The sequence below is a fragment of the Streptomyces sp. NPDC096079 genome, assembly GCF_040303145.1.
Lineage (GTDB): Bacteria > Actinomycetota > Actinomycetes > Streptomycetales > Streptomycetaceae > Streptomyces.
Map to the genome: position 1 here is coordinate 174,180 of NZ_JBEOST010000006.1, position 22,245 is coordinate 196,424.

Here is a 22,245-nt window from a genome sequence, read left to right on the forward strand (position 1 = left end):
TCCTCGCGGCTCTCGTGATCTTGCGAACGTGTGGACGGACGCGCTCCGGCGCCACGCGGTTCCCGTGCCACGGCCCCGCCCGGCGTGGGCGACCGCCCGTCCTCCGTACGCGTCAGAGACGCAGGAGGACCAGGGCCGTGTCGTCGGTGGGTCCGGCCGCCGGGGCGAGTTCCGTGAGCAGGGTGTCGGCGAGGACCTCGGGGACGGCCGTACGGTGCCGGGCCAGCGCTTCGGCGAGCCGCCCCAGACCCGCGTCGATGTCCTCACGGCGGCGCTCGACGAGGCCGTCGGTGTACAGGGCCAGCACCGAACCCTCACGGAAACCGGTCCGCGCCTGCGGCCGGTGCGCCGGTTCGGGCAGGGCGCCGAGCGGGGGATCCGTCGCGCGGTCGAGGAACTCCACGCCGCCGTCGGGGTGGCAGAGGACGGGCGGGGGATGGCCGGCGCTGCTGTACGTGAGGACGCGGCTCTCCCAGTCGATGACGACCGACACGGCGGTGGTGGACTCGGCCCCCGGGACGTCACGGGAGTACAGGTCGAGGACGTCGAGGGCCTGGGCGGGGCCCTCGGCGACGCGGGAGGCGGCCGACAGGGCACTGCGGAGCAGACCCATGACACCGGCGGCACGAAGGCCGTGGCCGACGACGTCACCGACGGCGACGGCGGTGCGGCCGGGCAGCTCCACCAGGTCGTACCAGTCGCCGCAGACGTTGAGCGCGGCGGCGGCGGGACGGTAGCGCACGGCGGCGAGGTGATGGCCGAGCGGGTGCGGCGGGGGCAGCATCGCCTTCTGGAGGTGGAGCGCCACCTCGCGCTCCTGGGCGTGGGCCCGGCGGAGCCGGTCGTTGACGTCCTGGAGTTCCCTGGCACGGGTGAACAGCTCGGACTCCAGCACCCGGGCACGGTCGCCCCCGGGCGCTCGCCGGGCCTGGATCAGCTCGGTGACCTCCTCCACGCGGTGCAGGACCAGGGCGACCGAGCCGTCGGGCGCGAGGACGGGGACGTTGACCGGGCTCCAGTACCGCTCCTGCCACTGCCCCGGCCGGTCGACGGACTCGACGTCGTAGCGCTGGAGGGCCATGGTGTCGCGCTCCCCGGTGGCCAGGACCCGCTCCAGGGAGGCGCGCAGGTTGCGCATGCCGGTCGCGGACGGGTCGCCCGGGTTGTCGGGGAAGACGTCGAAGAGGTAGCGGCCGAGGAGCTGCTCGCGCGTCCGGCCCGAGATCGTCAGGAACGCCTCGTTGACGTCCGCGTACACGAGCCCGGGGGTGAGCAGCGCCGCGGCGGCCGGCAGGGCCTGGAACACCGCCTCGTAGTCGATCCCGGGTCCGTTCACCCTTCACCTGCCCGTCCGCCGCGGGTCCAGCCGAGAGACTGCCCCCACGATAGGCCCGCGCGGCGGGGACGGCCTGCGGGCCCGCTCCGTCCGTGGACCTCTCCGGGCCTGCCCAGGGAGGGCGGCCGGGCGGTACGGGTATCGCGGGCGTATCGAGAACCGCGTACGCCGCCGCAACGCCCCGTCGTGTCCCATGGGCGCATGAACCAGCACGTGTCCCCGTCACCACGCCCCCGCCTCCCGCGCACAGCCGCTCTCCTCGGCCCGGCGCTCCTGTGCCTGGCGGCCGCCGGGTGGGTCCTGCGGGGCCCGCTCCTGATGGCCGCGCCCCGGTGTGCGGCGGGGCGGTGGCACGGCTGCCTCGACACGTTCAACGGCGTGGTGCTCATGACCCTGGTCACGCTGCCCGCGGCCGTGCTCGTGGCGTGGGCACTGGCCCGCCGCCGCCGTGCCGGCGGGGTCCCCTCGGCCTGGCGGACGTCGCTGGCCGAGGTGGGCACGGTCCACGGGACCGTGCCGTTCCTGTGGCTGACCATGATGCCGGGCGCCGGGGCCGGTACCGTCCCCGGCCGGGTGAACCTGGTGCCGCTGCGGGACCTGGTCACCATGGGACCGCTCGGAATCACCGGGAACCTGCTGGTGCTGGCGTCCCTGGGCTTCTTCGCCCCGATGCGCTGGGCGGCCCTGGCGTCCCTGCCCCGGATCCTCGCGCTCGGCGCGGGCTGCTCGGTCCTGATCGAGACCGCGCAGTACGTCCTGCGCCTCGACCGGGTCTCCTCCGTGGACGACGTCCTGGTCAACACGGCCGGCGCCGTCCTGGCCGCGCTGGCCTCGCGGCGCTGGTGGCGGCAGCGCCCGCCCGCGCATACGCCGGCGATATCCGGCGCTGCTTAGGCTGGGGGACATGCGTGTACTGATCGTGGAGGACGAGCCCCATCTGGCCGAGGCCGTCCGTGACGGTCTGCGCCTGGAGGCGATCGCCGCCGACATCGCCGGGGACGGCGACTCCGCCCTGGAGCTCCTCGGCGTCCACTCCTACGACCTCGCGGTCCTCGACCGTGACATCCCCGGCCCCTCCGGCGACGAGGTCGCCCGGCGCATCGTCGCCTCCGGCAGCGGCATCCCGATCCTCATGCTCACCGCCGCCGACCGGATCGACGACAAGGCATCCGGGTTCGAGCTCGGCGCCGACGACTACCTCACCAAACCGTTCGACCTGCGGGAGCTCGTGCTGCGGCTCAGGGCGCTCGACCGCAGGCGCGCCCACCTCAGGCCTCCGGTCCGTGAACTCGCGGGCCTGCGGCTCGACCCCTTCCGCCGGGAGGTGTTCCGCGACGGGCGCTACGTCGCGCTCACCCGTAAGCAGTTCGCCGTCCTCGACGTCCTGATCGCCGCCGACGGCGGGGTCGTCAGCGCCGAGGACCTCCTCGAACGGGCCTGGGACGAGAACGCGGACCCCCTCACCAACGCCGTGCGCATCACCGTCTCCGCCCTGCGCAAACGGCTCGGCGAGCCGTGGGTCATCGCGACGGTGCCGGGCGTCGGCTACCGGATCGACACCGGCCTGCCGCGTGGATAGGCGCCCGGGGCTCAGCGCCCGGCTGAGGCTCACCCTCAGCTACGCCGGATTCCTCGCCGTCGCCGGTGCCCTCCTGCTGGCCGTGGTGTGGGGCTTCCTGCTGCGGTACGTCCCCGACAACGAGCGGGGCCTCCTCGGGATCTCGCCCAACCGCTATCTGCTCGTGCACACCTTCGCCCCCGCCGCGGCGGTGGCGATGGCCTTCCTGCTCGTGTTCGGCCTCGTCGGGGGATGGCTCCTGGCCGGCCGGATGCTCGCACCGCTCACCCGGATCACGGCCGCGGCGCGCACGGCGGGGAAGGGAACGCTGTCGCACCGCATCCGCATGGAGGGCCGCCGGGACGAGTTCCGTGAACTCTCCGACGCGTTCGACTCGATGCTCGAACAGCTTGAGTCCCACGTCGCCGAGCAGCGACGGTTCGCCGCCAACGCCTCCCATGAACTGCGCACCCCGCTCGCCGTCTCGCGCACCCTCCTCGACGTGGCCCGCCAGGACCCCACGCGGGACCCGGGCCAGGTCGTCGAACGGCTCCACGCCGCCAACACGCGCGCGATCGCCCTCACCGAAGCGCTCCTCCTGCTCAGCCGCGCCGACCGCACACCGGTCCAGCGCGAGAGTGTCGACCTCTCCCTCCTCGCGGAGGAAGCCGCGGAAACCCTGCTGCCCCTCGCCGAACGGCGCCGGATCACCCTCGACGTCACCGGCGGGGCGGCCACGGCGAGCGGCTCCCCCGAGCTGCTGCTGCGGATGGTGACGAACCTCGTCCAGAACGCCCTCGTCCACAACCTCCCCGAGGCCGGCACCGTGACGGTCAGCACCGGGACGGACGGCGACACGAGCGTCCTGCGGGTCGAGAACACCGGGCGTCCGCTCCCGCCGGAACTCGTACCGACCCTCACCGAACCCTTCCGGCGCGGAACGGACCGCGTCCGCACCCCCGAGCACGCCGGCGTCGGCCTGGGCCTCGCCATCGTGCACAGCGTCGTCCGCGCCCACGACGGCACCCTCGACCTCGCCCCCCGCCCCGCCGGGGGCCTCCTCGTCACCGTCCGACTGCCCGGGACGTCATAGGGGCCTGAGTCAGGGCTGCGCCGTGCGCACCGGACGGCGCAGCAGGTAGACGGCGGCCGAGGTGACCAGGAACAGCATGCAGCCGGTGAAGACCAGCCCCGCCTGCTCCAGGCCGAGCGGCTCGGCGAGGAGGCCGACCCCGATGACCGGGATCGAGATGCCCGTGTAGGCGACGACGAACAGGGCCGAGATCACCGCCGCGCGCCGTTCCACCGGCGCGGCCGAGGCGACCGCGGACATCGCCGCGCGGAAGGAGAGCCCCTGCCCCACCCCGCCGACCACGGCCGCGAGGACCACGAGCGCGAGCAGTTCCACGGAGAGCGCGCCCGCCAGGAAGGCCAGACCGGCGAAGAGCACGGCGCAGCCCAGCGGCAGGGACCGGGACACCCCGAAGCGTCCGACGGCGAGCTGCCCGGCCGTGGAGGAGAAGAACGCGAGGGCGACGATCAGACCGCTCACGGCGTGGTTGTCGACGTGCAGGAACCGCGCGAGGAACGCGGGGCTGACCGAGGTGAACACCCCGAACAGGGCGAACCCCGCGAAGGAGGCGATGGCCGCGGGCACGAACACCGGACGGACCTGGGCGGGCAGCGCCGGCCGCTGGGGCCGTACGGCGGTCAGCGGCCGCGCGTCCCGCACCGTCTCCGGCAGCCGCAGGAGGACGACCGCCGACACGGCCACCAGGGCGAGGTGCACCGCGAACGGCAGCAGCAGCGGTTCCGGGGCGTACTCCGCGAGCAGCCCGGCGAGCAGCGGCCCGCAGCCGAGGCCGCCCATGTTGGCGGCCGTCGCCACGAGCGTCGCCCGGGACTGGCCGCCGGGCGGAGCGAGGTCCATGACGTACGCGGTGGCGGCCCCGGTGAACAGACCCGCCGACAGGCCCGACAGCAGCCGGCCCGCGTACAGCCACGCCAGGGCGTCGGCGCTCAGGAAGCAGACCGCGCTCGCCGCGGCGAAGCCGAGCCCCCACAGCAGCGTGGGCCGTCTGCCGACGGTGTCCGAGGCGTTGCCCGCCAGGAGCAGGACGCCGATGACCCCGAAGGCGTACACGGCGTAGACGACGGTCACCGTCAGCTCGGAGAACCCGAACTTCTCCTGGTACAGGGGGTAGAGCGGCGTCGGCAGCGTGGTGCCGGTCATCCCCACGACGAACACGGCACCGGCGAGCAGGCACCGGAGCCACCCTTGACGATCACCAACCATGCCGCCGACCGTAACCCCGCGACCCCGCCCCGCCCGGCAAGGCGAGGCCCGCGCGCGGCGCCTCGACCGTGGCGGCCCAAGCGCCGACCGGCCACGGGCACCGGCCGGGGCAGACGGTGCGCGGGGCAGACTGTGCGCATGGACGGATGGATCCGCTCGGGCAGCGAGCCCGGCCCCGCGACGTACGGACGCCTGCGCGTCGAGACCGACGACCTCGCTCCCGCCCACTGGCTGACCGAACGCCACCCCGGACACGGTGACTTCGGCACCGTCGCCGGCGTCGCCGCGCCCGGCTTCCCGGCGTACGCGCGGGTCCTGCACCCCGCGGCGCTCGACGAGGAACCGGTCCGCTGGGACACGGTGGCCGCCGCCCGGGGCGGGCGGGTCGAGGCGCTGACGGACTGGTACGAGGTGATCGGCGCGCGGCGGTTCTACCAGAACGCGGAGGAGTACGGCCTCCCCGGAGTGTGGGACGAGCACCCGGCCGAAGGCCCCACGCCCCCCGGCGTGGCACGCGCCCTCGTCCCCGTCCTCGCGCGGCACACGGCCACGCCGGAACGGTGCTGGTACGGCCTGTGGCACGGGTACGGACGCTGGGACTGGGACGGGATCCCCACCTTCCCGACCCCGCACCGGGACGAGCTGCTGCTGTCCGGAACCCTGGCCGACTCCGTCTCCCCCGAACTCCTCGACCCCTTCGCCGAACTCCCCGACCTGTGGTGGCCCGAGGACCGGGCCTGGTGCGTGGGCGGTGACGTGGACCTGGTGAGCACGTACGTGTGCGGACCGGAGGCACTGATCACCGACCTGCTCGCCACGCCCGGCCTGGAGGCCCACCGGGTCACGGCGTCCGACCGCGTCGGCTGAGCCGGGCCTCCCGTCGTAGGGGCGCTCAGCCCATGTCGTCGGCGCGCAGGGTGAGTTCGAGCAGCCCGGGGAAGCGGGCGTCGAACTCCTCCCGGCGGAGCCGGTTGAGCCGCTTGGGGCCCTGGTCGCGCTGCTCCACGAGGCCGGCGCCGCGCAGCACGGTGAAGTGGTGGCTCTTCGCGGCCCTGCCGACGGGTACGTCGAAGTTGCTGCAGCTCAGCGTCCAGTCGGGCTGGGCGGCCAGTTCCCGGACGAGCTGGATGCGCACGGGGTCCGCGAGTGCGGCGAGCGCGGTGAGGAGGGCGACGTCGTCGGGGTGCGTGTGCACGGGCGCCGCGCGGTGACCCGTGCTCCCGGACTGCTCGGCCATCCCGTCCACTCCTTCGTCGGGGCTTCTGCGCTTGCCCAGTGTTCGATGGTCATCATACAGTGCGAGTGTTCGCCTCCCGTTGAACACTCGGCACTCCTCGAAGGATGGTTCGTCCATGCGCGCGATCGAATTCCACGAGTACGGCGGTCCCGAGGTCCTGCGACTCGTCGAGGCCGCCACGCCCCGGCCGGGTCCCGGCCAGGTCGCCATCGACGTCGCCTGGGCCGGAGTGAACTTCGCTGACGTCAAGGCGCGTGCGGAGGGCTACCGCGTCGAGGTCCTTCCCCACCGGCCCGGCCTCGAAGTCGCCGGCCACGTCCGGGCGCTGGGCGAGGGAGTCGAAGGCCTTGAGGTGGGCCAGGAGGTCGCCGCGCTCGTCGGCTCCGGCGCCTACGCCGAGGTGGTCGTCGCCCGGGCCGAGACGGTCTTCCCGCTTCCCGGGGGACTGGACCTGCGGACGGCGGCGACGCTCCCCACGGTCCTGCCGACCGCACACGCCCTGATCCACGAAGTGGGCCGCCTCCGCTCCGGGGAGAGCGTGCTGGTGCACGGCGCGGCGGGCGGCATCGGCACCGCCGTCGGCCAACTGGCCCGCGCGGCGGGCGCCGGAGCGGTGTACGGCGTCGCCTCCACCGAGGCGAAGGCCGCGTACGCCCTGAAGTACGGCTACGACGAGGTCTTCCGCCCCGACACCTTCGCCGACGACGTCCGGCGGGCCACCGGAGGCAGGGGAGTCGACCTCGTCCTCGACCCGGTCGGCGGCGACACGCTGCGCCGCGGCCTGGGCGCCCTCGCCGCCTTCGGGCGCCTGGTGTCCTTCGGCAACGCGGGCGGCGGCGCGCCCTGGCAGGTCGGCCAGCCCGAACTGTACGGCCAGGGCCACTCCGTATCCGGCTTCTCCGTGCTGTCGCTCGCCCAGACGGCGCCCGCCGCCGCGCGCGCCCTGACCGAGCGCGCGCTGCGGACGGTGTCCGACGGGACGGTGACCCTGCCCGTCACGGCCGAGTTCCCCCTGTCCGAGGCGGCCGAGGCCCACCGGCTGCTGGGCGGCCGCACCTCCACGGGCAAGCTCCTGCTGCGCGTCCGGGACTGACGCGTCCGCCCGGAGCGTCCCGTCCCCTACGGCCCCTCGGGGCATCCGGACGGACTCACTCCCGCTCGCGGAGGTCCAGCATGCAGAAGACCTTGTCGTAGCGACGCTCCCCGACGGCGACGAAGTCCGGCAGGCGCCCGTACTCGGTGAAGCCGAGCGACCGGTAGAGGCGCAGGGCGTGGGCGTTGTCGCCGCGCGCGTCCAGCGTGAGGACCTCGATCCCCGCCGTACGGGCGTCGGCGATCAGGGCGGCGGTCAGCGCCCGTCCGACACCGAGCCCCTGGGCGGCGGGGTCCACGGCGAGCTTCTCGAGGTCGGCGTGGGGCCGGTGGGTGGGCCGGGCGTAGCGCAGCCAGTACCCCAGGCCGACGACGCGCCCGTCCGCGCGGGCCACGCGCAGGGCGCCGTCCCCGGCCCGTGCGGCGGAGACGACGTGCTCCAGGAGCTTCGCCACCTCCTCCCGCGAGGGCGGCTCGACCCAGCCGAGCGCGGCCCCGCCCCGGACCAGGTCCGCCAGGATCCGGTGGGCCGACTCCGTGAGCCCCTCGCGCTGCACGGGGTCCGAGGCCACCTCCAGCGCGTCGAGCAGGGCGGGCCGGGCGGTCGCGTCGCGGTGCGGGACAGGCGTCATGATCGTCAGCCTAGTGCTGTGGCCGCAGACCGGACCGGGTCCCCGGTCCGGTCTGCCGCTACGCCGACGGGCCGTCCGGGTCCGTGGGCGCGTCACCGCCCGACGTGAGCCAGGAGCCGACCGCCGGGAGGGCGTCGGGCCCGCTGTCGCCCTCGACCGAGGCGACGAGGTCGGCGATGGTCGTGCCGGCGAGCGAGTCCCGCCACGCGGCCTCGGCGGCTCCCATGGCGCGGGCGATCGGGCACGGCCTCACGCACTTCTCCGGCGGGGTCGCCAGGGGGCCGCGCTGCCGGATCTCCGTGCAGACGAACGCCGGATCGGGCCCGTCGACGGCCCGCACCACGTCGAGCAGGGAGATCTCGGCGGCCTCCCTGGTCAGCACGTATCCGCCGGTCTTGCCCTGCACGGACCGGACGAGGCCGGCCCGGGAGAGCGCCTGCAGCTGCTTGGCCAGGTAGCTCGGCGAGACGTCGTGCAACTGCGCGAGGCGGGCCGCCGGCACCGGGCGGCTCGCCGCCGTCAGCACCACACAGCAGTGCAGCGCCCATTCCACGCCACCGGACAGTTTCATCCTTGCCTCCCCATTTGACTCGGACACAGAGTATCCGAGTATTATCTCGGACATCGGGTATCCGAGTTTGCGTCCCGGGGTCCGACCGACCCACGAAGGAAGGCACACCATGAAGATCACCGTCATCGGCGGCACCGGCCTCATCGGCTCCCAGCTCGTCGCCACGCTGCGCGACGCCGGCCACGACGTGGTCCCGGCCTCCCTGTCCTCGGGGGTGGACCTGCTCACCGGCGCCGGCCTGGACGAGGCACTCCACGGTGCCGAGGCGGTCGTCAACGTGACCAACTCCCCGACCTTCGACGAGCACTCCCTCGACTTCTTCCGCACGACCGTGGGCCACCTGCTCCGGGCGGGGGAGAAGGCCGGGGTACGTCACCAGGTCGCCCTGTCGATCGTCGGCGTCGACCAGGTCCCCGAGCTGGACTACTACCGCGCGAAGGCGCTCCAGGAGGAGCTGCTGCGCCAGGGGCCCACCCCGTACTCCCTCGTCCGCGCCACGCAGTTCTTCGAGTTCATGGACGCCGTGCTGTCCTGGACGGCGGACGGCGACGTCGTCCGCCTGCCGGCGACCCCGCTGCGGCCGATCGCGTCCGCGGACGTCGTCCGGGCCCTCGCCGACGTCGCGACCGCCGCGCCGCTCGACGGGACGGTCGACGTCGCGGGACCCGACGTCCTCGGCCTCGACGAGATCGGCCGGATCACGCTGGCCGCGCGCGGCGACGGCCGCCGTGTGGTCACCGACGGCACGGCGGGCATGTTCGCCGTCGTCCGTGGCGACGTCCTCGTCGGCGGCCCCGACGCCCGCCGTGCCCCCACCCGCTACCGGGACTGGCTGCGGACCTCCCCGGCCGTCGTCCAGGGGTGACGGCCGCCGGTCAGGCGCGGCGCCGGCGCTTGCGGTTCGGGCGCTTGGGGCGGGCGAGGGCGTCGCGCCCGCCCACTGCCGCGGGGATGTGGGCGGGCTCGCGGGCGGCGACCGCGCCGGGCGGGACCTCATGCGGCTCGGGGGTGGCGACGAAGGCACACAGGGACACCGTCCCGCGGGGCGTGCGGGGTTCGGTGGGCGGCGGCCCCACCGGTCGGCCTTGGGGACGGGCCGGCCGGTGGGGCCGCGCCGCCGGACCGCGGTCCGGACCGGTCAGGTCACTCGGCGGAGGTGAGGGCCGGGAGGCGCAGCTGCACCTCGGCGCCCGTCTGCTTGAAGGACTCCGCGGACACCGGTACCAGCACCGCGTCACGGTGGAAGTCCCGCAGGTTCGTCGAACCGCAGCTGATCATCGTGGAGGCGATCTTCGCCCGCGTCCGCTCGACGTTGTCGTCCAGGCCGCCCGCGTAGGGCACGTAGCCGTCGACGCCCTCCTCGAACACCATCCGGCCCCGCTGGCCGTAGCGGGCCTCGTTCTGCGCGCGCAGCGAGCCCTCGCCCCAGTACTCCTTGTACCACTGCCCGTCGATCAGCAGCTTCCGCGAAGGGCTCTCGTCGAGGCGGGCGAAGTAGCGGCCGAGCATGATGAAGTCCGCCCCCATCGCCAGCGCCATCGCCATGTGCGAGTCGTTCAGCAGACCGCCGTCGCAGCACAACGGCACGTACACGCCGGTCTCCTGCGCGTACGCGTCGCGCGCCTCGACCACGTCGAGCAGCGCGGAGGCCTGCCCGCGGCCGATGCCCTTCTGCGCGCGCGTGGTGCAGATGGCCCCGCCCCCGATGCCGACCTTCACGAACGCGGCGCCCGCGTCCGCCAGGTAGCGGAAGGCCCGTCCGTCCACGACGTTCCCCGCGCCCACGGGGACGTCCTCCCCGTACGTCTCCCGGGCGAACTCCAGTGTCCTCGCCTGGTGCACGGAGTAGCCGTCGGAGGAGTCCAGGCACAGCACGTCCGCGCCCGCCTCGACCAGTGCGGGCACACGGTCCTTGAAGTCACGGGAGTTGATCCCGGCGCCGACCCGCAGCCGCCCCTCGCCGTCCACGCTCGCCCGGTCGTCCGTCCGGGATGCCGGGTGGTCGTGCCCCTTCACCGCCCGCACGTCCGCCGCCTGGTCCTCGATCCGCTGGTTCTGGTGGATGAAGGACAGTCCGCCGGCCCGTGCCAGCGCCACCGCGAGCGTGGGCGACGACACCGCCTGCATGATGGCGCTCACCAGGGGGGTGGTCACCCGGACTCCGGGCTCCTCGCCGAGCCGGTGGCGCACCAGCGGCGCCCCGAGGTCCACCCGGTCCGGGGTGCAGTCCTCTGTGGTCAGACCGGGGATGAGGAGGTACTCGCTCAGCGTACGAGAGATCTCGGGAAGGATTTTCACATCGTCTCCAGCAAGGAGCCTGCGCGCCGGTCGGGAACGGTACGGCGGGGCTCGTACGGGCACTGCGGATGGATGCCGACCGGGAGCGCGCGGACGGAAGGGCGCTCGGGAAACCCGGAGCGGGCGCGCCCGGCGGGGCGGTGCGCACGCGCCGGACCGGGCGGACGGTGAAGGCGACAGACCCGAACCCCGCGGTGCTGCACAGGCGTTGACTTCCATCACGCCATGCGTGATCTTACCGCACCGGGCGGCTCCGGCAGGCGATCCGGTGGCGCAGGGCACGGAGATCGGGAAGAATCGCGATCATGGTCTCGGTATTGCAGAACGTGGCGATCGACTGCGCGGACGCCTATGGGCTGGCCCGCTTCTGGAGCGGTGTGACGGGCCGCCCGCTGGACCCGGAGGACAGGCCGGGCGCGCGGGAGACCCAAGTGCTCCTCGCGGAGGGCCCGGTGCTGTACTTCAACCAGGTGCCCGAGCCCAAGACGAGCAAGAACCGGCTCCATCTGTGCCTGCGCCCCGAGACCTCGCGCGACGAGGAGGTGCGGCGCCTGCTGGATCTCGGCGCCACGTTCGTCGCCGACCACCGGAACGCCGACGGCTCGGGCTGGGCCGTCCTGGCCGACCCCGAGGGCAACGAGTTCTGCGTCCTGCGGGCCGAGTCCGAGCGGGCCGCCGCGAACTCCTGACGCGCGGGGTGCCGTCAGCCGACGCGGAGCACCCGGAACCGGCTCGGGTCCGACGGATCGCGGTCGGCGACCTGGAGGGGCGCCCACGTCCACTGCCAGGTGTCGATGCCCGGGGTCCGGGAGAAGGAGACCGGCCCACGTGTGCCCTCGACCGTCAGCTCGGCCCAGGACTCCGCGACGGTCGCCCGGTCCGTGCCGTGGGCGCGCAGCAGCGCGGCAAGGAAGGTGACGGTGTCCCAGCCCTCGAAGGCCACGAACGAGGGCGCCTCGCCCAGGCGCGCGTGCAGCTCCTCCCGTACGCGGTCGCCGAGCGGGCCCAGCCGCTCCGGGAGGTAGCGCAGGAACGGGATCCCTGCGCCGTCCACTCCCAGGGCCTCGGCCCACTCGGTGAACTCCGGCTGCCCGGCGGGGGCGCCGATCAGCAGGTCCGCGAGCCGCCGGTCGCGCCTGACCGCCCTGACGAGCGGCACCGCCGGTTCCGGGCTGCCGACGAGCAGGAGCAGCGCCGTGACACCGTGCTCGACGAGGGCGTCGCACAGGGCCTCGGGGGTGAGCGCGGTCGCGTCGAGCTCGACGACGGAGCCGCCCCGGGGCGCGAGGCGGTCCCGCAGGACACGGGTCCCGGACGCCCAGTAGACGCTCGGCTGGTTCGCCACGGCGATCCTGCCCCGGCCCATGGCGAGGAGGAGGTCCGCGAAGACCGACCAGCCGCGTGACTGGGCGGGGGCCACGCGCGCGACCCACTCGGTCGGCTGCTCGACGAGTGCGTCGAGCACCGCCGACGAGCAGAGGAACGGCAGGCCGAGGGCGTCGGCACGGGCGGCGACGGCGCGGGCGACGACACTGTGGTACTCGCCCACCACGGCGGCCACGCCGAGGCCGGCCAGTTCGTCCACGGCCGCCGCGGCCCGCTCCGGATCGGCCGCGGTGTCCCGTACGACCAGTTCCAGCGGGCGGCCGTCGATCCCGCCCCCGTCGTTGACCTCGCGCGCGGCCAGGTCGAGCCCCGCGAGCAGGTGCCGGCCCGCCTCGACCCAGCCGGGGCGCGTCAGGGGGACGAGTGCGCCCAGCCGGACGGGCGATCCGCTGGTGCGCGCGGTTCCGGAAGGCGAGGACGGCGTGTTCATGGGGCGGGTGTCTCCCTGGGACGAAGGCGGACGCGGAGGGTCCGGACGGTCGCCGGTGGGCGGCGGCCGTGCGCGTTCCGCGTGCCGCGCCGGGGCGGCGCCCGGGTGATCATGCCGTCGCCATGGGAACCGGCGTCGCCGGGCGCGGTCAAGTGCTTTGCCGGCGCCGGGGGCCTACGGGGCGGGCGTCCCCGCCGGCCGCGGCGTGGGGGAGACGGTGAACAGGGCGTGCACCGCGCCCCGTACCTGGGCGGCGACCGCCTCGGGCGACGAGGAGTCGAGCTTTCCGTCGAGATGAAGGAACGCCAGGCCGTGGACGAGGGCCCAGACGGTGGTGGGGAGGGCGCCCGTCACGTCTGCGCCGGGGAACGCGTCGCGGACGATGCCGTGGACGTACTCCTTGATGACGGCGGTCGCGGCGACGCGTTCCTCGCTGGTCGGGTCGCAGGGCTCGGCGAACATCGCCCGGAACAGGGCGGGGTGGTCGAGGGCGAACCGCACGTACACGACGGCGACCGCGGCCAGGTCGTCGGGCGTCGAGGGCGCGGGGTGGGCCGCGGCCAGGTGCTGGGCGAGTTCGCGGTAGCCCTCCGCGGCGACGGCGGAGACGAGGGCGTCCCGGTCCGCGTAGTGCCGGTAGGGGGCCGTGGCCGACACGCCCGCCCGGCGGGCCACCGCGCGCAGGGAGAGTCCGGCGCTGCCGTCCTCCTCCAGGAGTTCCCGGGCGGCGCGCAGGCAGGCGGCGCGCAGATCGCCGTGGTGGTACGTACCGGTTTGCGACATAGGTCACACTCTTTTATGTTTGCGCCGCTTACATGGGGTCTTATGTTTGTGGTGCATACATGGTAGGCGAGGGACATGGAAAGAGGGAACCGGGATGACCAGTGAGCTGTTCACGCCACTGCCCCTGCACTCCGGGCAGGTACTGGACAACCGCATCGCGAAGGCGGCCATGGAGGAGAACATGGCCGGTGAGGGGCAGCTCCCCGACGGGCGGATCCTGACGCTCTACCGGCGCTGGGCCGCCGGCGGCGCCGGCCTGCTGATCACCGGCAACGTGATGGTGCACGCCGAGGCGCTGACCGGCCCCGGCGGAGTCGTACTCGACGAGCACGCGCCCCTGGAGCCGTTCACCGCGTGGGCCGAGGCCGGGAAGTCCGGCGGCGGAGCGATCTGGATGCAGATCAACCACCCTGGCCGGCAGGTGGCGTCCGACATGCCCGGCGTCGTCTGGGGCCCGTCCGACATCGGCGTCGACCTGGGCCGGCACAGCGGCCGCTTCGGCCGCCCGACGGCCATGACCCCCCAGCAGATCGAGGACACCGTGGCGCGGTTCGCCGTCACGGCCCGCCGCGCCGAGGAAGCCGGATTCGACGGTGTCGAGGTGCACGCGGCCCACGGCTACCTCCTGTCGCAGTTCCTGTCGCCTCTGGTCAACACGCGCACCGACCGATGGGGCGGGCCGCTGGAGAACCGGGCCCGGATGCTCCTCGACGTCGTCAGCGCGGTCCGCGCCGCCGTCTCGCCGACCTTCGCCGTCGCGGTGAAGCTCAACTCCGCCGACTTCCAGCGCGGCGGCTTCGACGCCGACGACGCACGCCAGGTGATCGCCCTGCTCGAACCGCTCGGCGTCGACCTGGTCGAGCTGTCCGGCGGCAGCTACGAGAGCCCCGCGATGACCGGCCGCCCCGCCGACGCGCGCACCACGGCGCGCGAGGCCTACTTCCTCCACCTGGCCGAGGACCTGGTGCGCACGAGCCCCGTCCCCCTGATGCTCACGGGCGGCATCACCCGGCGGGCCACCGCCGACGAGGTCCTCGACAGCGGTGTGGCGGTCGTCGGGATGGGCACCGCGCTCGCCGTCACCCCCGATCTGCCCGACCGCTGGCGCGCCGACCGCGAGGCCGACCGGCGGATGGCGCCGGTGACCTGGTCGGACAAGACCCTCGCCTCGGCCGCCGGCATGGCGCGGGTCCGCCACCAGATGCGACGGCTGGCCCGCGGCGCCGAACCCAGGCCCGGTACCCACCCGGCGATCGCCCTCGTCGCCGAGTACCGGAAGCAGCGCGGGGCGCTGCGCGGCTACCGCGCCTGGCTGGCCACCGGCCGGGACGCGGGAACTTCCCGGCCCTCGGAGGCGTTCCGGAAGGCGACCTGATCGTTTGAGTTCGACGTGTGACGCGGCGGCGGAGAGCCGTCGTCGGGGGAAGTGAGCAACCCATGGCCATGGTCGGCCTGTTCTGGATCGCCGAGGGCGATGTGTACGTGGGCGCGAAGCCCTCGGGTACGGCACCCGGGGTGCGCCTGACCCCCGACGGCGTCCTGGCTCTCGGCGGGGAGCAGTCCCGCCTCCACCTCTGGGAGGACGTGCGGGCGCTGACGGTGGCGGACGTGCCCGTGAAGTCCCTCAAGCGGCAGGTCGGCGTGGTCACGGACATGGCCCTCGACGTGGTGATGAACCTGGGCATGACGCTGGGCCCCGGCCTCGGGGGCGAGGCCCCGCCGATGATGACGCTGGGTCTGGAGGCGTCCGACGGCACGCACGAGCTGGAGGTCTTCGTGGCGGCGGCCGTCGGCTACACCCCGGCGGAGGTCGAGCTCTCCCGCACCCTCCTCGCCCGGCTCACGGAGGGCGCCGCGACGATGGCGACCACCCTGGCGGCGATGTCGGAGTGGGGCAGGGCGTGGGAGGGCGGATCGCCCCGCGCGGCGCAGCGCGAGGAACTGCTGCGGCGGTGGGTGGGCCAGGGACTTTCCTGACAGGCCCCGGGGGGTGTCCCGGACGCGCATCGGGTTGCGCTCGCACCCCATGCGGGGACCATGGAAGGGAGAACAGGGATTCGACGCCCGTCGAAGGCGCCCCGCACCAGGTCCTCGTCCCGAGCCGCCACGCGAACGGCCGGCATCGACCGCACTCCCCTCAGGAGGCGCCATGACCGTACCCGACGATCCCCTCGGCTACTGGACGGGACGGCTGCTGCGGCTCGGCGTCGGCATCTCGCCCGAGGCGGCCCGGAACTTCGTGCACGAGCTGTACGCGAAGGCCCAGTCCGACCTCGACGCCGAGCGGGCCGAGGCCGACTTCGAACGGGAGGAGTGAACGCGGGCGAAGCCGTCGTGGACTGGTGAGAAACGGAGTTCCCCATGACCGAGACGGAAGCCTGGGGCGATGACGTCTACCAGCCCGACGGCAGCGAGGTCCGGGACGACACGGGAGTCCTGGACTACGAGGACACCCTGGAGGGGCCGCCCGGCGACCCGCTCGACGCGGGGTACTCGCCTCCGGAGAGACCCCTCGCGGCCGAGCGCGCGGGCGTGACCGCGGCCGAACGACAGCGCGGCGAATCCCTCGACGAACGGCTGGCGGAGGAGGAGCCCGAGCCCCCTCCGCCCGACGGTGACGGCCTCGGAGACACCACGGACACCGACGGGGAGCTCCTCGACGACCAGGTCGGCGGCCGCCGCGCGGGACGCCTGATGGCCGAGGACGAGGGAACGGGTCCCGTGTCGGCGGAACTGAACGCCCGGGACCTCGGCATCGACGGCGGCGCCGCGTCCGCAGAGGAAGCGGCGATGCACATCATCGACGAGGAATGACCCGGTCCACCGCACGCCGTGCCGGCGGACGCGTCCCTCAGTCCGCCCCGGGAGCGCGCACCGCGAGCAGCGCCGCGCCGAAGTCCGCCGCCGTGCGCGGATCGGAGAGCGAGCGGCCCGTCAGCTCCTCCACGCGACGCAGCCGGTAGCGGACCGTGTTGGGGTGGACGAACAGGCTGCGGGCCGCGCCCGCGGCCGAGCCCGCGGCGGCGAACCAGTGCTCCAGGGTGCGCAGCAGCCGGGCGCGCTCGGCCGCCGGAAGGCCGAGCACCGGCCCCAGGACCACCTCCGTCAGATGTGCCGCCTCGGCCGGTGCCGCGGCGACGACCATGGCCAGCGGGTTGTCGTCGAAGCGGGCCACGCCGGGGCCGCTCCCTTCGAGGCCGGCCAGGGCGAGCCGGGCGAACCGCAGGGCCCGGGGCGTGTCCCGCAGGGAGTGGAAGCGCGGGCTGAAGCCCACGCGGGCGCGGGTCCTGCGGAGGATGCGCAGGCAGGTGGTCTCCGCGGCCGCCGTGGGCAGGGCGACGAGGGCGAGTTGCTGGTCCGGCAGGAGCCGCCAGGCGGAGGGCAGGTTCGCCCGGCGCAGCGCCGACTCCGCCCCGGTGAGGGGCTCCTCGCCGGGCGTCCCGGCCTTCGCCGCCGCGACCGCGTAGGGACCGTGCTCGGGCAGCTCCAGTTCGCGGGCGGTCTCCCACAGGGTGCGGTCGGTGGCGATGCCGGTGAACAGCGCCTCCACCAGGGCGGAGCGCCGCGCCTGGCCCTGCGAGGTCAGCTCGGCGGCGGCCTCCCGGTAGGCGACCGCCACCGACTCGGCGTACAGACCGGAGAGCGCCCAGAACTCCGTGGACTCCGACAGCAGCAGGTCGTCGGAGACCTCGGGGCGGGCGCGGGCCTCGGCGAGGATCTCGGTCCAGAGGAACTGCGAGCCGATCCGGTACGCGTGCAGCGTGTCGGCCAGCGGAACCCCCTGCTCGGCGCGGAGCCGTCCGGTCTCGCGGGCCGAACTGGCGTCGGGGGTGCCCCCGGTGCGGAGGTGGCTCAGGATGAGGTCCGCGTTGGCGGTGCAGGAACGGCGCAGGGAATCCAGCGGGATCAGCGTCTCGTCCTCGTACGCCTCGACGTTCGCGCGGATGCGCAGGGCCATGCGCTCACCCAGGTCCGGTAGTTCCGCCAGAAGCGCCGCCGCCACGCCCGAAAGGATCATCCGTGCAGCTTAGTGGCGTCGGATTGTGGCCGGGGACAATCGGAGAGCCCTCGCGTTGTCACCCCGGCCATAGGCCGCGACCGGGCGCCCCTGCAAGATGTCGGCGATGTAAACATTCGATGATGCCGTGTAACGGAGGCGGGTCATGGCCAATCTGGCAGGGTTCCTCGTGGAGACGGCGGCGCGGCAGCCCGAGCGGCCCGCGCTGCGTCTGGGGGAGCGGGTCATCACGTACGGGGAGCTGGACGAGCGCACCGCTCGCGCCGCCGCCCTGCTGAGGTCCGAGGGCGTGCGCCCCGGGGACCGGGTCGCGCTGATGCTGCCGAACGTCCCCGAGTTCGTCGTGCTGTACTACGGCGCCCTGCGCGCCGGAGCGGTCGTCGTCCCGATGAACCCGCTCCTGAAGACCCGGGAGACCGAGTTCCACCTGACCGATTCCGGCGCCGTGCGGCTGTTCGAGTGGCACCAGGCGCCGGGCGAGGGCGCCCAGGGCGCGGTGGCCGCGGGAGTGCCGCACACGGCCGTCGAACCCGGCGCGTTCGCGTCGGAGTTGGCCGAACACGAGCCGCTGCGCGAGGTCGCCGACACGGACGGCGAGGACATGGCGGTCCTGCTGTACACCTCCGGCACCACCGGCCGGCCGAAGGGCGCGGTCCTCACCCACGCCGGGCTGCGGCACAACACCGAGGTCAACAGCGTCCACATCCAGGAGATGAGGCCGGACGACGTCGTGGTCGGCTGTCTGCCGCTGTTCCACATCTTCGGGCAGATCTGCACCATGAGCGCGGCCGTCCGCAGCGGCGCCTCGCTCGTCCTCGTCCCGCGCTTCGAGCCGGGGGCCGTCCTGGACGCCGTCGCCCGCGAGCGGGCCACGGTCTTCGAGGGCGTGCCCACCATGTACGCGGCGCTCCTCCAGCACCCCTCGGACGCGGACGTGTCGACGCTGCGGATGTGCATCTCGGGCGGAGCCTCGCTGCCCGTGGAGATCCTCCACGGCTTCGAGCGGCGCTTCGGCTGCTCCGTCCTGGAGGGCTTCGGCATGTCCGAGACCAGCCCGGTGGTGACCTTCAACCACCCCGACCGGCCCCGCAAGGCCGGTTCCATCGGTACGCCCATCCGGGACGTCGAGGTGCGGCTCCTCGACGACGAGGGCCGGGACGTGGCCCCCGGGGAGATCGGCGAACTGGCCGTCCGGGGACCCAACGTGATGAAGGGGTACTGGAACCGTCCGGAGGAGACGGCGGCGGCCATCCCCGACGGCTGGCTCCGCAGCGGCGACCTCGCCCGCGCCGACGAGGACGGCTACCTGTACGTCGTCGACCGCAAGAAAGACATGATCATCCGTGGCGGCTACAACGTCTACCCGCGCGAGATCGAGGAGGTGCTGCACGAGCACCCGGCCGTCGCCCTCGCCGCCGTCGTGGGCTTTCCGCACCCCGAGCTGGGCGAGGAGGTCGCGGCCGCGGTCGTGCTGCGCCCCGGCGCGCGGGCCACACCCGAGGAACTGCGCGCGTACGTGAAGGAGCGCGTGGCGGCCTACAAGTACCCGCGCCGGGTGTGGCTCTCGGAGGGGCTGCCGCTGGGGCCGAGCGGCAAGATCCTCAAGCGGGAGATCACCGTGCCCGTGGGGTGATCAGTACGGGGTCGCCGCGTTCTGCTCCGCCCAGTGCCGTTCGGCGTCGGATCCTCCCGGCGGCGGGACGAGCCCGTTGATCATCCAGAGCTCCTCGCTGGTCTCGTCGACGTGGAACTCCCAGTGGAGCCCGGCGACCCGGTCGAGGTGGGGGCGGAGCATCTCCCTGATCCAGCGGGCGGTCCTGCGCCTGCTGTCCCCGTCGGGGTTGTGCCGGGCGATGTGGTCGACGGTGATCCTGACCCCCACCGGGGTCGGGTCGCCGCTGACGTGGAAGTCCTCCGGGCGGACCTCGTGGAAGAGGGTGACCACGTAGAAGCGGGGCAGCCCCGCCTTCTCGTAGTGGTCCGCGACGGCCGAGGCCAGCCGGTGCTTGTCGTCGTCGGAGAAGACTCCGGGCGTGTGGTGAACGGTCCACAGGGGCATGGCGGTTCGTGACTCCTCTGTCAGGGGGCTCAGCCGGCGGCCGAGAAGGTCAGGTGTTCCACGGGCCCGGAGAGCGCGGCCTTCACGGTGACGCTGACGTCGTCGGCCAGCACCTCCGTCTCCCCGGCCTCCAGGCCGTCGACGATCCGCGCGGCCACGTCGGCCGGCTTCGCCTTGCTGCGGTCGAGTGCGGCGACCATGTCCGTGTCGATGAATCCGGCGTGCACGCCGACGACGTGGGTGTGCTGCGGCGCGAGTTCGAGCCGGAGCGAGTTGGTGAGGGACCACGCCGCGGCCTTGGACGCGCCGTACGCGCCGCTGCCCGCCAGCCACGACAGCACGGAGTGCATGTTCACCAGGGCTCCGCCGCCGTTCGCGGCGAGGACCGGAGCGAAGGCCCGCGCCACCCGCAGCGGCCCGAGGGCATTCACGTCGAACGTCTCGGCGGCCCGCTCGACGTCGTCCGTGAGCAGCGGCCCGGGCAGCAGGACCCCGGCGTTGTTGAACACGATCGAGGCGTCCGTCGCCAGCTCCGCGAGCGCGGCGACCGACTCGGCCGACCGCACGTCGAGCGGGACGGTCACCACCCTCGGGCGTGCGTCCGTGTGGGCCGTGCGGGAGGTCGAGTACACCTTGCTCGCCCCGCGCGCCAGCACCTCGTCGACGAGGGCGGCACCGAGTCCTCGCCGTCCTCCGGTCACCACGACCACCTTGCCCGCCACCGCGACCATGGCACTCACTTCCCATCTGAATAACGACCTCGTTAGTCAGATGCAAGCACGGATGTGCTGAGTAACGCAAGCATTAGTTATGCTGGGCGGGTGGCGATGAGGTTCGAGAAGCGACTGAGCGACCGGGACACCTGGTCGATCGGAGACGGGTGCTCGGCCGGCCGGGTGCTCGACCTGCTCAGCACCCGGACGGTGTTCCTGGTCGTACGGGAGTGCTTCTACGGCACGACCAGGTTCGAGGACTTCGTGACGCGGATCGGCGCCTCCGCGCCCTCGGTCTCCCGCGCCCTCAAGCAGCTGGAGTCGGCCGGGGTCGTGGCGCGCACCCCCTACCGGGAGCCGGGACAGCGGGCCCGCGACGAGTACCGGCTGACCCCGGCCGGGGAGGACCTGCTGCCGGTGTTCCTGTCGCTGGTCCGGTGGGGTGACGCGCACCTCCAGGACGGCCGCCCGCCCCTGGCCTTCGTCGAGGCCGGCACCGGCCGCCCGCTGAACGTCCGCGTGACCGCCGACCCCGCACCGGACCCGCCCTCCGACGACATCGAGATCCGCCTGCACCCGGACTGGCGCCGCGGCTGACGCTCCGGCGGGCGCGGCTCAGTCCGCGCGCTTCCTGCCGTGCAGGTGCAGCGACCGCAGGGCCGCTTCGAGGGCGAAGCGGTGGTCGGGGTCGAGCAGGCGGTCGCCGAAGTGGTTGTCCAGGTTCCGCAGCCGGTAGCGGACCGTCTGGGCGTGCACGCCCAGCATCTCGCCCACCTGCTCGGCGGGCGCCCGTGTGGAGATGTGGACCCGCAGGGTCTCGATCAGCCGCTCGCGCCGGGTGCCGGACAGCGCGTCGAGCGGGGCCAGTTCACGCGCGGCGAGATGCGTCGTGAGGGCAGGATCGGACAGCAGCCACAACGTTGTCAGGTGTTCCTCGCAGGGGACGAGGGGGGCGTCCGCGACGATCCCCTCGTCGATGAGCTGGAGGACCCGCCGTGCCCAGCGGATCGAGTGCGCGGCCTGCACCGGAGGCACGGTCAGACCGATCACGGCAGGCGTGCCGGCCAGGGCGGACTCGAGCATCGCGAGCCGCTGCGGGGTGAGGGGCCCGGGGATCAGCAGGTGCGGCTGGGGGAGGGTCAGGTCGGCCAGCACGTCCCGGTCGAGCCCCGCCTGGACGAGCTCGGCGACCGGAGGGCGCAGTGCCACCATGGTGCATTCGGAGGGGAGCTGCCAGGACGCCTCCTGGCACAGCTCGGCGATCGTCGCCCGGGGCAGTGGCGGGCCCGCGACGACGAGGTGGAGTAACTGTCTTCTCCGTGCCGCCACATCGGAGACGGCACGGGCCTGGGCCATGACGTAGCCCTCGCGGGAGAGGGCTTCGAGCTCCTCGACGTAGGCGAACAGGGCGTCTGCGAAGGCCAGGATCAGAGTGGGGGAGAGGTTGTAGGTCCGGCCGATGCTCTTGGCGCGGCGCAGCGCGATGCGCGCCCCGAGACGGTAGGCGCCCTGCAGGCAGCCGAGGTCACGTCCCTCGTAGGCTTCCACGCGGCCGAACTTGCGCAGCAGCTCGTCCCGGAGCGCCGACTGCGCCCCCGGAGCGGCGACCCGCTCCACGAAGGCCGCCAGGGCCTGCTCCACGCCCTGGCGGATGGCGTCCGAGTGCGGTCCGTTGAACAGGTGCGCGTACACGGGGTAGGTCCGCTGGACCTCCATGCCGATCTCTTTGATGAGGCCCGGGATCTCCGGTCTCATCAGGTCGGCGAACTCCCTGGGGAGCGGGTCGAGGGGCTCGCCGATGTTCGGTGACTGTGCGGTTGCGGGCATGGACCGATC

General features: G+C 73.7%; 26 protein-coding genes. 13 read left to right on the forward strand and 13 right to left on the reverse strand.

Features of this window, described 5'->3' with window-relative positions:
* Positions 1-112: 112 nt before the first annotated feature.
* Positions 113-1,336 carry a PP2C family protein-serine/threonine phosphatase gene (locus tag ABTY59_RS15090; RefSeq protein ID WP_352019367.1) on the reverse strand — a complete coding sequence of 408 codons (1,224 nt, stop codon included), beginning with the start codon at positions 1,334-1,336 and terminating at the stop codon, positions 113-115.
* A 201-nt stretch (positions 1,337-1,537) separates the two neighbouring features.
* On the opposite strand from ABTY59_RS15090, the gene ABTY59_RS15095 reads away from it, so the two are divergent.
* Genes ABTY59_RS15095 through ABTY59_RS15105 form a run of 3 tightly spaced genes read left to right on the forward strand, consistent with a single transcriptional unit; the run spans position 1,538 to position 3,987 of the window.
* Positions 1,538-2,230 carry a VanZ family protein gene (locus ABTY59_RS15095; protein ID WP_352019368.1) on the forward strand — a complete coding sequence of 231 codons (693 nt, stop codon included), beginning with the start codon at positions 1,538-1,540 and terminating at the stop codon, positions 2,228-2,230.
* Between the two features lie 10 nt (positions 2,231-2,240).
* Entirely contained in the window at positions 2,241-2,915 is a 675-nt protein-coding gene (locus ABTY59_RS15100) for a response regulator transcription factor (RefSeq protein WP_352019369.1), read from the forward strand.
* Entirely contained in the window at positions 2,908-3,987 is a 1,080-nt protein-coding gene (locus ABTY59_RS15105) for a sensor histidine kinase (protein ID WP_352019370.1), read from the forward strand. Before ABTY59_RS15100 ends, ABTY59_RS15105 begins: the two co-directional genes overlap by 8 nt.
* A 9-nt stretch (positions 3,988-3,996) precedes the next feature.
* Here ABTY59_RS15105 and ABTY59_RS15110 read toward each other — a convergent pair whose 3' ends face one another.
* Complete coding sequence (locus tag ABTY59_RS15110; RefSeq protein ID WP_352019371.1) at positions 3,997-5,190, reverse strand: MFS transporter; 1,194 nt, start codon at positions 5,188-5,190, stop codon at positions 3,997-3,999.
* 138 nt (positions 5,191-5,328) lie between these two features.
* On the opposite strand from ABTY59_RS15110, the gene ABTY59_RS15115 reads away from it, so the two are divergent.
* Positions 5,329-6,057 carry a hypothetical protein gene (locus ABTY59_RS15115; RefSeq protein ID WP_352019372.1) on the forward strand — a complete coding sequence of 243 codons (729 nt, stop codon included), beginning with the start codon at positions 5,329-5,331 and terminating at the stop codon, positions 6,055-6,057.
* 25 nt (positions 6,058-6,082) lie between these two features.
* Here ABTY59_RS15115 and ABTY59_RS15120 read toward each other — a convergent pair whose 3' ends face one another.
* Positions 6,083-6,427 (reverse strand): ArsR/SmtB family transcription factor, encoded by a 345-nt coding sequence (locus ABTY59_RS15120; protein ID WP_352019373.1) that lies wholly within the window; start codon positions 6,425-6,427, stop codon positions 6,083-6,085.
* A 115-nt stretch (positions 6,428-6,542) separates the two neighbouring features.
* Here ABTY59_RS15120 and ABTY59_RS15125 point away from each other — a divergent pair, with 115 nt between their 5' ends.
* Positions 6,543-7,520 carry a quinone oxidoreductase family protein gene (locus tag ABTY59_RS15125; RefSeq protein WP_352019374.1) on the forward strand — a complete coding sequence of 326 codons (978 nt, stop codon included), beginning with the start codon at positions 6,543-6,545 and terminating at the stop codon, positions 7,518-7,520.
* Positions 7,521-7,575: 55 nt separating this feature from the next.
* Here ABTY59_RS15125 and ABTY59_RS15130 read toward each other — a convergent pair whose 3' ends face one another.
* Entirely contained in the window at positions 7,576-8,151 is a 576-nt protein-coding gene (locus tag ABTY59_RS15130; protein ID WP_352019375.1) for a GNAT family N-acetyltransferase, read from the reverse strand.
* Between the two features lie 58 nt (positions 8,152-8,209).
* Positions 8,210-8,722 (reverse strand): RrF2 family transcriptional regulator, encoded by a 513-nt coding sequence (locus ABTY59_RS15135; protein ID WP_352019376.1) that lies wholly within the window; start codon positions 8,720-8,722, stop codon positions 8,210-8,212.
* A 109-nt stretch (positions 8,723-8,831) separates the two neighbouring features.
* On the opposite strand from ABTY59_RS15135, the gene ABTY59_RS15140 reads away from it, so the two are divergent.
* A complete protein-coding gene (locus tag ABTY59_RS15140; RefSeq protein ID WP_352019377.1) occupies positions 8,832-9,587 on the forward strand; it encodes an SDR family oxidoreductase in 756 nt (251 codons plus the stop codon).
* Between the two features lie 10 nt (positions 9,588-9,597).
* Here ABTY59_RS15140 and ABTY59_RS15145 read toward each other — a convergent pair whose 3' ends face one another.
* Entirely contained in the window at positions 9,598-9,756 is a 159-nt protein-coding gene (locus ABTY59_RS15145) for a hypothetical protein (protein WP_352019378.1), read from the reverse strand.
* A 109-nt stretch (positions 9,757-9,865) separates the two neighbouring features.
* A complete protein-coding gene (locus ABTY59_RS15150; RefSeq protein ID WP_352019379.1) occupies positions 9,866-11,020 on the reverse strand; it encodes an IMP dehydrogenase in 1,155 nt (384 codons plus the stop codon).
* 305 nt (positions 11,021-11,325) lie between these two features.
* On the opposite strand from ABTY59_RS15150, the gene ABTY59_RS15155 reads away from it, so the two are divergent.
* Positions 11,326-11,709 (forward strand): VOC family protein, encoded by a 384-nt coding sequence (locus ABTY59_RS15155; RefSeq protein WP_352019380.1) that lies wholly within the window; start codon positions 11,326-11,328, stop codon positions 11,707-11,709.
* A gap of 14 nt (positions 11,710-11,723) precedes the next feature.
* Here ABTY59_RS15155 and ABTY59_RS15160 read toward each other — a convergent pair whose 3' ends face one another.
* Positions 11,724-12,836 carry an ABC transporter substrate-binding protein gene (locus tag ABTY59_RS15160; RefSeq protein WP_352019381.1) on the reverse strand — a complete coding sequence of 371 codons (1,113 nt, stop codon included), beginning with the start codon at positions 12,834-12,836 and terminating at the stop codon, positions 11,724-11,726.
* A gap of 174 nt (positions 12,837-13,010) precedes the next feature.
* A complete protein-coding gene (locus ABTY59_RS15165) occupies positions 13,011-13,619 on the reverse strand; it encodes a TetR/AcrR family transcriptional regulator (RefSeq protein WP_352019382.1) in 609 nt (202 codons plus the stop codon).
* Between the two features lie 94 nt (positions 13,620-13,713).
* Here ABTY59_RS15165 and ABTY59_RS15170 point away from each other — a divergent pair, with 94 nt between their 5' ends.
* From ABTY59_RS15170 to ABTY59_RS15185, 4 genes are all read left to right on the forward strand, one after another.
* Complete coding sequence (locus ABTY59_RS15170; RefSeq protein ID WP_352019383.1) at positions 13,714-14,994, forward strand: NADH:flavin oxidoreductase/NADH oxidase family protein; 1,281 nt, start codon at positions 13,714-13,716, stop codon at positions 14,992-14,994.
* A 62-nt stretch (positions 14,995-15,056) separates the two neighbouring features.
* A complete protein-coding gene (locus tag ABTY59_RS15175; protein WP_352019384.1) occupies positions 15,057-15,596 on the forward strand; it encodes a hypothetical protein in 540 nt (179 codons plus the stop codon).
* Between the two features lie 172 nt (positions 15,597-15,768).
* Positions 15,769-15,936 carry a hypothetical protein gene (locus tag ABTY59_RS15180; protein WP_352019385.1) on the forward strand — a complete coding sequence of 56 codons (168 nt, stop codon included), beginning with the start codon at positions 15,769-15,771 and terminating at the stop codon, positions 15,934-15,936.
* Between the two features lie 44 nt (positions 15,937-15,980).
* Positions 15,981-16,433 carry a DUF5709 domain-containing protein gene (locus tag ABTY59_RS15185; RefSeq protein ID WP_352019386.1) on the forward strand — a complete coding sequence of 151 codons (453 nt, stop codon included), beginning with the start codon at positions 15,981-15,983 and terminating at the stop codon, positions 16,431-16,433.
* Between the two features lie 37 nt (positions 16,434-16,470).
* Here ABTY59_RS15185 and ABTY59_RS15190 read toward each other — a convergent pair whose 3' ends face one another.
* A complete protein-coding gene (locus tag ABTY59_RS15190; protein WP_352019387.1) occupies positions 16,471-17,637 on the reverse strand; it encodes a PucR family transcriptional regulator in 1,167 nt (388 codons plus the stop codon).
* Between the two features lie 145 nt (positions 17,638-17,782).
* Between ABTY59_RS15190 and ABTY59_RS15195 the strand changes: the two genes are divergently transcribed.
* Positions 17,783-19,270: a long-chain-fatty-acid--CoA ligase gene (locus ABTY59_RS15195; protein WP_352019388.1), complete on the forward strand. Its 1,488-nt coding sequence runs from the start codon at positions 17,783-17,785 to the stop codon at positions 19,268-19,270.
* Here ABTY59_RS15195 and ABTY59_RS15200 read toward each other — a convergent pair whose 3' ends face one another.
* Both ABTY59_RS15200 and ABTY59_RS15205 read right to left on the reverse strand, forming a co-directional pair.
* Positions 19,271-19,696, reverse strand: a complete 426-nt coding sequence (locus ABTY59_RS15200) for a tautomerase family protein (RefSeq protein ID WP_352019389.1) — start codon at positions 19,694-19,696, stop codon at positions 19,271-19,273.
* Positions 19,697-19,725: 29 nt separating this feature from the next.
* Positions 19,726-20,427, reverse strand: a complete 702-nt coding sequence (locus ABTY59_RS15205; protein WP_352019598.1) for an SDR family oxidoreductase — start codon at positions 20,425-20,427, stop codon at positions 19,726-19,728.
* A gap of 96 nt (positions 20,428-20,523) precedes the next feature.
* Here ABTY59_RS15205 and ABTY59_RS15210 point away from each other — a divergent pair, with 96 nt between their 5' ends.
* Positions 20,524-21,006 carry a winged helix-turn-helix transcriptional regulator gene (locus tag ABTY59_RS15210; protein ID WP_352019599.1) on the forward strand — a complete coding sequence of 161 codons (483 nt, stop codon included), beginning with the start codon at positions 20,524-20,526 and terminating at the stop codon, positions 21,004-21,006.
* A gap of 18 nt (positions 21,007-21,024) precedes the next feature.
* Here ABTY59_RS15210 and ABTY59_RS15215 read toward each other — a convergent pair whose 3' ends face one another.
* Entirely contained in the window at positions 21,025-22,236 is a 1,212-nt protein-coding gene (locus ABTY59_RS15215; RefSeq protein WP_352019390.1) for a PucR family transcriptional regulator, read from the reverse strand.
* Between the last annotated feature and the right edge of the window lie 9 nt (positions 22,237-22,245).